Origin of the sequence: Palleronia marisminoris, from assembly GCF_900172315.1 — a bacterium.
Lineage (GTDB): Bacteria > Pseudomonadota > Alphaproteobacteria > Rhodobacterales > Rhodobacteraceae > Palleronia > Palleronia marisminoris.
Window position 1 is genome coordinate 62,859 of sequence record NZ_FWFV01000005.1, and the last position, 13,272, is coordinate 76,130.

Consider the following 13,272-nt stretch of genomic DNA (forward strand, 5'->3'; position numbering starts at 1 on the left):
TTATGATTATTTTTACGTAGGGGAACCTGGGGAGGGGACTCGTGATCCAGCAACATATAGAACGGTGCCTTTGAGCCCGCTGTCAGGACGTTGGCCAGTACGGCAGCGCTACCTGTAATCTAAAAATTTTATTTCCTGAGAAGATGGCGCGTTCCGATCGATGCGCCAGGCCGGAGATTCTGCGGTCTCTAGATCGATATCACTTCGAAAATTCGCCTGAAGCCGACGACGCATCGTGGTTCGGAAACGAACGCGCATGCGCATAACAAAATATGAATATTTAATACTCCTGGAGGGGACCATGGCCGTTAAATTGAACCAGCACGATCTTCAATTCATCCTTGATCAGATCAAGATTGCCGAAGCACACGTCGCGGGAACGCCGCTCGAGCAGCTGATTGCGCAGCCTCACCTGCCATATGGTCTGCGTACCGTCGACGGCAGCTTCAACAATATCACCCCGGGCCGTGAGCTCTGGGGTGCGGCCGACCAGATCATGCCACGTGCGATGCAGCCCCATTACATGAACGAGGGGGACGACAGCTACCACGGGCCTTTCAACAACGACTACGGCGTTGTTGGGCAGCCGACGAACGGCATGGGTCAGAATGGCGGCCATACCGGCAACGTTGTCGATGCAGATCCGCGGATCATCTCGAACCTGGTTTCCGATCAGACGCTTAACAACCCCGCCGCAATTGCCGCGGCGCTTCAGTATGCGGAATACGAAGGCGATCTTTCGGCCGGCGTTACCGCGGTGCGCGCACTCTACGCCAATTACCTGAACGATCCTGCCGTGGCGGACTTGCAGGTGCTGGGTAGCCAGGTCAATGCGGCGAAGGCCGCCCTTGCCGGGGCAAAAGGTGTGCTGAGGCAAGCTCAGCAAAGCGGTGATCCGGTCGCGATCCAAACCGCTCAAGCGGCCGTGGTTGCGGCAGAGGGTGTGCTGGCTGCGACCGAAGCTACAGTTGCTCCGCTGCGGGATGCATTGCAGCCCGCTCTCGATGCCGCCAAGGAGGCGCTGGACGAGGAGCTGCTTACTTCGTTCGATATCGAGATGGACGGCAACACCATCATGCTGCCGAACGTGGCGCCGGACGAGGGACTCTCGGCACCGTTCAATGGCTGGATGACCTTCTTCGGCCAATTCTTCGACCACGGTCTCGACCTGATCCACAAGGGCGACAACGGCACGATCTACATGCCGCTTTCGCCGGACGATCCGCTGGTCACCCACGGACCTGACGGTATCCCGAACAGCGGCGACGAGGTCGACGTCAACATGCCGCTGGTGCTGACGCGGCTGGCGCCAAGCGCAGGGCCCGGCGCCGATGGTATCCTGGGAACTGCCGACGACACGGCCGAGGCCCGGAACAAGACCACGCCGTTCGTCGACCAGAACCAGACCTACACCTCGCACCCCTCGCACCAGGTGTTCCTGCGCCAGTACGAGATGGTCGACGGCAAGCCCATGGCAACCGGCCGGCTTCTCGATGGCGTGAATGGCGGCTTGGCGACTTGGGCGGATGTCAAGCAACAGGCCCGCGAAATGCTCGGCATCAACCTCGATGACCGGGATGTCTTCGGCGTGCCGCTGATGCTGACGGATCCCTATGGCGAGTTCATCCGGGACGAGAACGGCTACCCGCAGGTCGTCACCAATATCGGACCCGACCTCATTCCGAACACCGCTGACGACGTGACCATCAGCGGCACGGCCGAAAACCCGATCGTGCTTGCAGAGTTGAACGGCGGCCGCGGCCCCGTCCGCACGTCGCACGCCTTCCTCGACGACATCGCGCACAACGCGGTGCCGGTGCTGGTGGCGGGTGCTGCGGGACAGCCGGCAATCCTGATGCCGGACCCGAACTCGGGAACCGACCCGGTCGGCGACCCGATCCCGGTCGATCCGGATACCGGCGCGACCCTTTACGACAACGAATTGCTCGACCAGCACTTCATCGTCGGTGACGGGCGTGGCAACGAGAATATCGGCCTCACGGCGGTCCACCACGTCTTCCACTCCGAACACAACCGCCAGCTCGAAGCGAACAAGAAATATATCCTCGAGCTTGCCGGAAACGGCGATATCGACTTCCTGAACGAGTGGCTGCTGGAGCCGGTCGAGGCCGGTTTCGATGCGGCAACCCTGAACTGGGATGGCGAGCGGCTGTTCCAGACCGCGCGCTTCGCCACCGAGATGCAGTACCAGCACCTCGTCTTCGAAGAGTTCGGTCGCAAGGTTTCGCCGCTGATCGACGTCTTCGTCTTCAACAGCACGACCGACGTCGATCCGTCGATCTATGCCGAGTTCGCCCACACCGTCTATCGGTTCGGCCACTCGATGCTGACCGACCACCTGAAGCTCCTGCCCCTCAACGAGGAAGGCGTTCCGGTCGACGCGGAAGGCAACCCGGTTGCGATTGCCGACTGGGGTGTGGATGTCGGCCTGATCGAAGCCTTCCTGAACCCGGTCCTTTTCGACCACGACGGAACCATCACAGCCGATCAGGCGGCCGGCGCGATCTTCCGCGGCATGACCTACGTGCGCGGCAACGCGATCGACGAGTTCGTGACCGAGTCGCTGCGCAACAACCTCCTGGGCCTTCCTCTCGACCTGCCGGCGATCAACCTCGCCCGCGGCCGGGATGCCGGTGTGCCGTCACTCAACGACGCGCGCGAGCAGCTCTACGCCGCGAGCAACTCGACCTGGCTCAAGCCCTACGAGAGCTGGGCCGATTTTGGCGCCAACCTAAAGACGCCGGCCTCGGTCATCAACTTCATCGCGGCTTACGGCGCGCATGACAGCATTGCCGGCAAGGTCGACAACGGGGTGGGCGGTCTGCGTGACCGGACCCTTGCCGAGAAGCGCGACGCCGCGACCCTCCTGGTGCTCGGTGGCGCAGGCGAACCCGCGGACCGTCACGACTTCCTTCACAGCACGGGGGCGTGGACTGCCGCGAACAGCGGCCTCAACACGGTTGATCTGTGGATCGGTGGTCTCGCCGAGAAGATCATGCCGTTCGGCGGCATGCTTGGCGCGACCTTCAACGCCATCTTCGAATTGCAGCTCGAGAACCTGCAAGAGGGCGACCGCTTCTACTACCTGTCTCGGACCCAGGGCCTCAACCTGCTCAACGAGCTCGAGAACAACGCCTTCACGAAGCTGGTCATGGCCAACACCGACATGGCGTTGCCGGGTGCGGACGGAATTCTCGGCACCGAGGACGACGAGGTGAACTTCCACGTCGGCGTCGACTCTTTCGCCAAGCACGACGTCGTGCTCGAAGTCGACGTGACCAAGCAGATCGCGCTGGACCCGGAAGGGGACGACCCGGTGCTGAACGCAATCCGCGCCAAGGTTCAGCGGGACGACCCTTCGACCCCTGGCGCTGATACGAACTACCTGCGCTTCACCGGCGGCGAACACGCCGTGATGGGCGGCACCGAAGGCAATGACACGATCATCGGCGGCGATGGCGACGACGCCATCTGGGGCGATACCGGCGACGACCGGATCGAGGGCGGCCACGGTGTCGACCTGATCATCGGTGGTGCCGGTGACGACATCATCACCGACATGGGTGACACCGGCGACTTCATAAAGGGTGAAAGCGGCGACGACGTCATCGCCAACTCCAATGGCCTTGACATCATCATGGGCGGTGACGGCAAGGACGTCATCCTCGTCGGCGTCGATGCCACCGAGGTCTTTGCCGGCGAGGGCGACGACTTCATCCTCGGCGGGGCCGACCATGACTTCCTCATGGGCAACGAGGGCGACGACTGGATCGAAGGGGGCGACGGCTTCGACGTCATCTCCGGCGACAACTCGGAGTTGTTCTTCAACTCCACCATCATCGGCCACGACGTGATGTTCGCCGGCGCCAACGAGAATGATTTCGACGCCGAATCCGGTGACGACATCATGGTGCAGGGCGAAAGCGTCATGCGCAACGAGGGCATGTTCGGCTTTGACTGGGCGATCCACAAGGGCAGCGCGGTCGCGGCGGACTCGGACATGGCAATTCCGATCTTCACGACGGCCGAGGACAAGATCCTGCGGGACCGCTTCGACCAGGTCGAAGGGCTGTCCGGATGGCATCACAATGACGTCCTGCGCGGGGATGACCGCGGCAGCAACGAGGAAGTCGAGGCCGAGTTCAACCTCTCCAACCACGGGCTGAGCCAGGCCGGCGTCAACCGGATCGACGGGCTGCGCGAACTGCTTGGCATCAGCATCGAGGATGCCCCGACCGGCGCGGACGTCGATCTCGAAGAGGTCATCGCCTGGGCCGAGGGCAACATCCTGCTCGGCGGTGACGGCAATGACACCTTCGAAGGGCGCGGCGCCGACGACTTCATCCACGGCGATGCCTGGCTGAACGTGCGCATCCGCCTCGTGGGCGTCGGTGATGAAAACACGCCTGAGAACGAACTCGCGACCGTGGACACGCTCAAGCACGTGTTCACCCAAGCCGAGGCGGACGCCCTCGGGCTTCCCGGCGGCTCGGCCGGAAAGGCGCTGAGCGCGCTCTTGCTCAGTGGCGCGATCAAGCCGAACCAGATGCACATCGTCCGCGAGATCAAGTACGCGGAAGATGCCAGCGACGATACCGACACAGCGATCTTCTCGGGCAACCGTGACTGGTACGAGATCACCCATGTCGGCGACCGGACCTATGTCTCTCGGCGAGAGTCCGAGAACATCGATCCGCAGGTCGACGAGGGCACCGACACGCTGATCGGAATCGAACGCATCCAGTTCTCGGACGGGATCTACACGATCCGCGAGACCGGCAACGTCGACCCGACCGGGCGCCTGATGATCGAGGGCCTGCCGGCGCGTGAGGACGAGCCGCTGACCGTCAACCTGGACAACATCCGCGACCTCAACAATCCGGATGGCCGCATCGATCCGACGACCGTGACCATCCGCTGGCAGATCGAGAGGAACGACGGCTCCGGCGACTACATCGACATCCCCAACGTCAGCGGGCCGACCTTCACCCCGAGCGACGAGCATGACGGACTGCGCGTCCGGGTGCTGGGGACCTACTACGATGCCGGCGGCGTCTTCGAAACCGTCTCATCGCAGCCGACCGATCCGGTCGTCGGCGTCAACGACGAGCCGACCGGGCCGCTCCTGATCAGCGACATGTCCCCGACCGAGGGGCAGGAGCTGACCGCGACGGTCGCCTTCACCGATCCCGACGGGATGGCCGACGCCTTCGAAGAGGGTCTGCTCACCTACCAGTGGCAGCACTCGGCAGATGGCTTGAACGGCTGGACGGACGTGCCCGCGGCGGACGGCGGCAATGGCCGCAGCTTCGTACCGGGTTCGCAGCTTGTCGAACAGCACCTGCGCGTCGTGGTCGTCTACTTCGACGATCTGCTCAACGAGCATACGGTCATCTCCGACGTCACGGAGGTCGTCGGCAACTTCATCGAAAGCAATGCGCCGCTGATCGATGTGGACAACGGAGATGACGACGCCGGTACGACCGTCGGGGACGACATGATCATCGCCGGAAGTGGCGACAACGTGATCGATGCCGGAGAAGGCAACGACGTCATCAACGGAGGCGCAGGAAACGACCAGCTCATCGGCAATGTGGGCGACGACACGCTCGACGGCGGTGCCGGAGACGACATCGTCAACGGCGGTCTCGGCAACGACACGATCACCTACGCCAATGGACAAGGCGCCGATACGATCAACGGTCAGGAAGGAAATGACCGGCTCAAGATCGTCGAAGGCATGTTCGACGGCAACGACCAGGTCGAAGTCACGCTGGCTGGCGGCAACATCACCCGTGTCAACCAGACCACGACCGTCACGGGCGTGGAAGCGAACGAGCTCCATCTCGGAGGCGGCACTGACACGCTGACCTACGACACGAGCGAGGGTGTCTCGGTGAACCTGCTCACCGGCGCGGCTACGGGCTTCTCCGTTACCCGCGGCGTCGAGAACGTCACCGGCGGAACCGGCAACGACACGCTTCTGGGCAACAGCCTCGACAACGTGTTCGATGGTCGGGAAGGCGACGACGCACTGCACGGCGGCTTCGGCAACGACGCACTTCAGGGCGGCGAGGGCGATGACGATCTTCGCGGCGATGCCGGGAACGACATCCTTGAAGGCGGCGCAGGAGACGACCGTATCGACGGTGGAGCCGGGATCGATACAGCCTCGTATGCCTCGGCTGGGGCCGCGGTCACGGTCTCGCTGCTCGGACAGGCCGGTCGGGCCAGCTTCGAGGAGCAGGATACGCTCGGCGCGGGCATCGACCGGCTGATCGGTATCGAGAACCTCGAAGGCAGTGCCTTCGCCGATACCCTGACCGGTAACGCGGGTGCCAACGTCATCGACGGCGGCACGGGGGCGGACACCATGACCGGTGGTCTTGGCGACGATACCTACGTGATGGACACCGTCGCTGACGTCATCATCGAGGCAGCGGACGGCGGCAACGACACTGTCCAAACGTCAATCTCGATGAACATGGCCACGCAGTTCGCAGCGGGGATCGAGAACATCGTCCTTACCGGTACGGGCAATATCAGTGGACGTGGTCAGGGCCTCGACAACAGGCTGACAGGCAATGCCGGGAACAACACGCTCAACGGTGCAGCTGGCGTGGACACCCTGGTCCTGGACGGGGCAATCGCAGACTACACCTTCATCGAGCCAGGCGCAGGCCCCAACACCTTCGAAGTCTCCAGCGCTGCCGGCGGCACCGATCGCATCATCAACATCGAGCGCATCGAGGTCGGCGGCCAGAGCTACAACATCGTCCGGGGCAACAACGCAGGCAACACGCTTGCGGGAACGGCGAACGGCGACCTGATGCTGGGGCTTCTCGGTGACGACGTGCTGAACGGCGGAGGCGGCGACGATATCCTTGTCGGCGGCGCTGGCAACGACCAGATGAGCGGCGGTGAAGGCAACGACACCTACCTCGTCACGGAGGCCGGAGACCGCGTCAACGAGGTGGGTGGAAACGGTGTCGACACGATCCTTTCGGAAATCACGCTCGACCTGAACTCGAACCGTGGGCTCCATGTTGCGGGCGATGTCGAACACCTCACGCTGATCGGCACCGGCAATATCGACGGGACCGGCAACAACGGCGACAACATCGTCACCGGAAACTCGGGGCAGAACCACCTCGTGGGTGGTGCCGGCAACGACACCCTCTTCGGGAATGACGGCGATGACCGCCTGTCAGGGTATTCGGGCGACGACGTGCTCGACGGAGGTGCCGGCAACGACATCCTGAACGGCGGCGTCGGCATCGATACGGCGGTGTTTGCCGGGAAGGCCGGTGACTACGCCTTCGAGGCCAATGCAAGCGGCATTGCGACGATGACGCACCTCGAAAGCGGTGATGTCGACAAGCTCTTCAACATCGAGCGGCTTCGGTTCGGTGATGGTGAAGTGCTCGACATCGTCACGAACGGCGGGGGCGGCGTTGCACCATCCGGTCCCTCGCTCATCCTCGGGACCGCTGCTGGCGAAACGATCACCGGCAGCAACGGCAACGACGTCATCATCGGCGGCGCCGGCGACGACACGCTGCAGGGACATGACCTCGCCGACGGTGAGCTGCAACTCGACGACGATACGTTCATCTGGCGTCCCGGCGACGGCATGGACAACATCAACGGTGGTGGTGAAGGTGTCGACGGCGACCTCTTCCAGATCATCGGAAACGGAGAGGCGGAGACCTACCGCATCTACACCTACGACGAAGCGGTGGCGCGCATCGCCTACGCCGGCAGCGACGAGAACGAGATCGTCGTCACCCGCCAGGTGGCAGGCCAGCCAGAAACCGTCATCGCCGAACTGACGGAGATCGAGGAGATCGTCGTCAACGGCGGCGGCGTCAGCGGCGGCGGCCAGTTCGGTGGCGACACCGTCCAGATGTACGGCAGCTTCGACGTCGCCACGAGCCTGAGGCCCAACACGATCACGATCCTGGGCTCGAGCGGCAACGACACCGTCGACATCTCGTCGCTCCTGTCCGAGCACCGGATCGTCTTCAAGGGCGCCGGCGGCAACGACACCATCGTGGGAACCCTGCGTCCGCAGGATGTCGTCCAACTAAAGGCCGGCAAGACCATCGAGGACTACACCACGACCACCAACGAGGATGGGTCCACCACGATTTCCACCGAGGGTCATTCCGTGACCTTCCGCAGCCTGAGCGGCCTGCCCAGCTTCCAGCCCGAAACGAACGAAAGCACAGGGTCCGAGGGCACGGATGGCCAGCAAGCTCCGGCAGAGGACCAGGCGTCGGAGAATGATCAGGCGCAGGGCGGCTCTTCCTCCGGCGACGACACGGAGGAGGTCTCCTCGAACCACGACGACGATGAGGACGAGGACGAGGATGACGACTATGCATCCACCCCCTCATCCTCGACCGGTGTCGGCACGGCTCAGGCGGATGTCCTGACCGGAACCGAGGGCAACGACACGCTTGTCGGGCTCACCGGGAACGACGCAGCGCTCGGCGGCGGTGGCGACGACGCGATCTCCGGCGGCGATGGCAACGACTTCCTCACCGGCGACGCGGGCCGCGACGTCATCTTCGGCGGGTCCGGCAACGACGACATCCTCGGCGGCGATGGGGGCGACATGCTCTACGGCGACGGGGGCAATGACCGGCTCCTTGCTGGATCGGGCGACGATCTGATCAGTGGAGGAAAAGGCAGCGACGTCGTGTTCGGCGGGTCGGGCGACGACACCATCCTGGCCGAAGCAGGTGACGGCAACGACACCTACTACGGCGACGACATGGATGGTGGAAGCGGAAGCGACACTCTCGACATGGCGGCGATCACTGCCAACATCACGGCCGATCTCGGCACGGGTGCAGGCGGCCGTGGCAAGGTCGTGAGCAGCGAGACTGGCACCGACACCCTGCACGGGGTGGAGAACATCGTCACCGGTGCCGGCGACGACCACATCACGGCCTCTCGGGCTGTGAACGTGATGGATGGCGGAGACGGAGACGACATCTTCCGCTTCATGTCGGCAGAGGATGCCGACGGCGACACCATCGCCGGCTTCCAGCCTGGAGACCGGATCGACCTCAGCTGGATCGACGCGGATAGCGGAACCTCCGGCAACCAGAGCTTCACGCTGGTCTCTGGCGGGTTCACCGGGGCGGGGCAGTTGATGGTCTCTGAGGAAGTCAGGGAAGACGGCACCTACACCGTCCTTCGTGGCAGCACCGATGATGACGATGAGGCCGATTTCGAGATCGGCATCAAGGGCAGCCATCAACTCTCTGAAGCCCAGCTTGGCTTCTGAGTGAAACCGACGGCAGGCGGACCATTTACCGCCTGCCGTCGCACTTCCGATTTCACGGTTTCAGGTCAGGAGCATTAGAGATGGCCAATCAAGAGGCGAAAGCGGAAGCGAAGCGAAAGTCGGGTGAGAAACTCACCAAGGGCTTTCGGAGCGTCTTCTTTTTTCTTTTCGGAGTTTCAGGTATTATCAACGTCTTGGCGCTGACCGGTGCCTTTTACATGATGCAGATTTACGATCGCGCATTGTCCAGCGGCAGCATTCCGACATTGCTGGCGATTTCGGTTCTGGCGATCGGCCTCTATTTTTTCCAAGGTCTTTTCGACATCGTGCGATCGCAGATCCTGGTGCGTGTCGGCTCGAAGCTCGACCGGAAGGTCGCGCCTGCCGCGCACCAGGTGGCGATCGACATGCCGCGGTTCGGGTTTTCGACGGCCGAGGCACTTGCACGCGGACGCGACGTCGATACCGTTCGCGGCTTTCTTGGCAGCCAGGGGCCGATGGCCCTCTTCGATCTTCCCTGGGTCCCGCTGTTTCTGGTGTTCGTCTATGTATTGCATCCCGCGTTGGGACTGCTGACCCTAGGCGGCGCCATCGTCCTCACCTCGATGACGCTTGCGGCCGAGATCCTCACCCGCAATCTGAGCACGGCCACCCACGAGGCCTATATCCAGCGAAACTCGATCGCCGACTCCAATGCGCGCAATTCCGAATGTCTGCGGGCCATGGGGATTTCCGGACGGGCGCTGCGCCGTTTCGCTGCGGCGAACGAAGAGCATCTCGATCTGCAGACCCGGACCAACGACATCGTGGGAACTTTCGGCGCGATCTCTCGCGTGCTTCGGATGATCCTGCAATCGGCGGTCCTCGGGCTCGGCGCGTACCTGACCATCCAGGGAAGTCTGTCGGCCGGCGCGATCATCGCGGCATCCGTCGCGTCTGCCCGTGCGCTGGCACCGATCGACCTGGCCATCGGCAACTGGAAGAACGTGGTGGCTGCGCGTGTCGCCTTCGACCGGCTGAAGGGCACCGTCGCGATCCTTGACCAGGCCAAGGCGCATATGAACCTGCCGCGGCCCAAGACGTCACTGAAGGTCGAGAACATCACGGTCGCCGCACCGGGTTCGGGCCGCGTGCTGCTCAGCGATGTCAGCTTCGAAGTTCCGGCAGGCCAGGCGCTTGGCATCATCGGCCCGAGCGGCGGCGGCAAGACCACGTTGGTCCGTGCGCTGACGGGCATCTGGCCCGTGCTGCGCGGCAGCGTGCGCCTCGACGACGCCGAGCTGTCGCAATGGGACGAGGAGGAACTTGGGCGGTTCATGGGGTATCTGCCGCAGGAATACGTCCTGCTCGACGCCACGATCGCGCAGAACATCGCGCGCCTGGAGGAAGATGCGGATCCGGGTCGGATCATCCAGGCGGGTCGCGCCGCGGCGGTGCACGAGATGATCGTCCGCCTTCCGGACGGCTACCACACCGAACTCGGGTCGAGTGGCACGGCGCTTTCGGGCGGCCAGCGGCAGCGGCTGGGATTGGCGCGCGCGCTCTACGGGGAACCCTTCATGGTCATCCTCGACGAACCGAACTCGAACCTCGACGGCGAAGGTGAGGCGGCACTGACCGCCGCGATCGAAGGGGTGAAGGCGCGGGGCGGAATCGTCGTGGTGATCGCCCACAGACCCAGCGCCCTTGCAGCGGTGGACCTGGTGGCGGTCGTCCAAGGCGGCAAGCTCTCGGCCTTCGGACCGCGCGATCAGATCGTGGGCGGCCAGGCTCGGCCCGCGAAGCCGAAGGTGGCGCAGAGTGAGGCGCCCAAGGTTATGGCGACGGCGTCATGATTACCGTCAAAAGCACAAAGGGGCCTGTCGAGACCGGCGATCCGGCGGCGCCATACGTGCAGAAGCCGGTCGAGAGACGGGGCGGGATCGTCAAGGCAGGTGCGTGGCTGGTGGCCGTGGCCGTCTACTTGAAGGCGGCGCTATCGGGAAGAGCCGGCGAAAGCGAGCCGACGACCGAAAGTCCGCAGGAGGATCCCGTCGACGCGCCCAACCTGTCGGTCATCCCAGGCGGCAGGTCAGAGCCGAGCGGGCGCCGCGAAACGGCCGATGGCGACTCCGCCATCATGGCCTCTCAGGTGACGTTCGCGCTTGGTAGCCAGTCTGACACCATCGCGTTTCCAAGCGTAGTGCAGAAGCCCGTTTCGCCGGTCTTCAAGCCGGCGGCCTATGTGCGATCGGAAGCGAACGAGAACGCTTCTCCCGCCGGTGGCGCAGTCCCGTTCGGGCAAGGAGGTGTGCTGACGGCGAGGGTTACCGCTCAACCGAACCACACGCTGCCGAGCCGTTCCGAGAGAGACGATGACCCGGAGGCGAAGCCGGGCGATGAGGACGGAGAGGATCCGAAATCTCCCAATCGTGCGCCTCGCGTGATTGGACCGGTCAAGCTGAACGACATTGCGGGATGCGGCGTTCTGGCGATCGGCCTTGCGGAACTGCTCCGCGGCGCGACCGACCCCGATGGAGACGCCCTCCAGGTGAGCGATCTTTCAGCGTCGTCGGGAAGCCTCACGAAGCGCAGCGACGGTTCCTGGGAATTTGCACCGGACGGCGAGATGGGTCCCGTGACGATCTCGTATCGGATCAGCGACGGCAGCTTGACGGTCGATCAGACGCTCCATTTCGCCGTCACTCCGACACAGGACGTGGTCGGAACCGACGGCGCTGACATGCTCGTCGGAAGCATGTGCGCCGACAGGATCGACGCCGGTGCGGGCGACGATCTGGTGGACGCCCGTGCGGGGGACGACGTCATCCTCGGCGGGGCAGGGAATGATCACATCGTGGCCGGTGCCGGCGATGACTGGGTCCGCGGCGGCGCAGGTGATGACGTGATCTTTGGTGGCCTGGGCGACGACGTGCTCGAGGGCGACGCCGGGAACGATCGCCTGTTCGGCGAAGCCGGCGACGATCGACTTCATGGCGGGCTCGGCGACGACGAGCTTTTCGGCGGCGCCGGAGCGGATACCCTCTTCGGTGAAGAAGGGTCCGACAAACTGCACGGCGGTGCCGGCGACGACCACATTTCGGGCGGCGAAGGCAGCGACCTTATCCTGGGCGAGGACGGTGATGATGTCATTCTCGCAGGATCCGGCGATGATGTCGTCGATGCGGGCGAGGGAGACGACCTTGCCTCGGGCGGTGCCGGGAACGACACCCTCAGTGGAGCGGGTGGCGACGATCACCTGTCAGGCGGCGACGGAGACGACCGCCTGAACGGTGGCACCGGAAGTGATGTCCTTCTCGGGGAGGCGGGCGACGATGTCCTCTGCGGCGACCTGGGCGAAGACGTGGTCCTGGGCGGTGCGGGGGATGACACGATCATCGCGGCGGCCGACGAGGCCAACGACCACTACGACGGAGGAGAAGGGTGCGACACGCTCGATTACTCGGCCGTCGAGAGCGATATCGCGATCGACCTCGTCGCGGGATCCGCGACCGGAGTCGAGATCGGAGCGGATACGATCACGGGCTTCGAGCGGATCATGACCGGGGCCGGCGATGACCTGATCCTTTTCGGAGGAACCTCGGTTTCGATGTCGGGCGGGGAGGGGCGGAACACGTTCGAGTTCAAGGCGCCGGCGCTACAGCCCGAAGCCGGGAGCGCGTCGGTCCACCAGGTGAACTTCGAGATCGGCGACTTCAAGGTCGGGGATCAGCTTCGGCTCTCGAAGTGGGACATCTTCGAAGAGGTTCTCGATGAGCTCGAGGACGATTTCGAGCGCCTGTACGGCGATCGATACGACGAGGATGACGTGCCGATACGTCATCGCACCGAAATGTCGGAAGAGATGCGCGGGACGGTTATCGAAGCGGATCTGGACGGCGATGATTTTTACGAAGTGGCGATTTTTTTCCAAGGGCGCCATGCGCTCGTTTTCCACGAATCGGTTTAACGGT

General features: G+C 63.7%; 3 protein-coding genes. All 3 read left to right on the forward strand.

Annotated features, from left to right (window positions below; all coding sequences use genetic code 11):
- Positions 1-301: 301 nt before the first annotated feature.
- The 3 genes from PAM7066_RS09820 to PAM7066_RS09830 all read left to right on the forward strand — a co-directional run bounded on the left by PAM7066_RS09820 (position 302) and on the right by PAM7066_RS09830 (position 13,268).
- Entirely contained in the window at positions 302-9,319 is a 9,018-nt protein-coding gene (locus PAM7066_RS09820; RefSeq protein ID WP_217639950.1) for a peroxidase family protein, read from the forward strand.
- 80 nt (positions 9,320-9,399) lie between these two features.
- A complete protein-coding gene (locus PAM7066_RS09825; RefSeq protein WP_085853999.1) occupies positions 9,400-11,154 on the forward strand; it encodes a type I secretion system permease/ATPase in 1,755 nt (584 codons plus the stop codon).
- On the forward strand, positions 11,151-13,268 hold the full coding sequence (locus tag PAM7066_RS09830; protein WP_085854000.1) for a cadherin-like domain-containing protein: 2,118 nt from the start codon (positions 11,151-11,153) through the stop codon (positions 13,266-13,268). Before PAM7066_RS09825 ends, PAM7066_RS09830 begins: the two co-directional genes overlap by 4 nt.
- Positions 13,269-13,272: the final 4 nt, after the last annotated feature.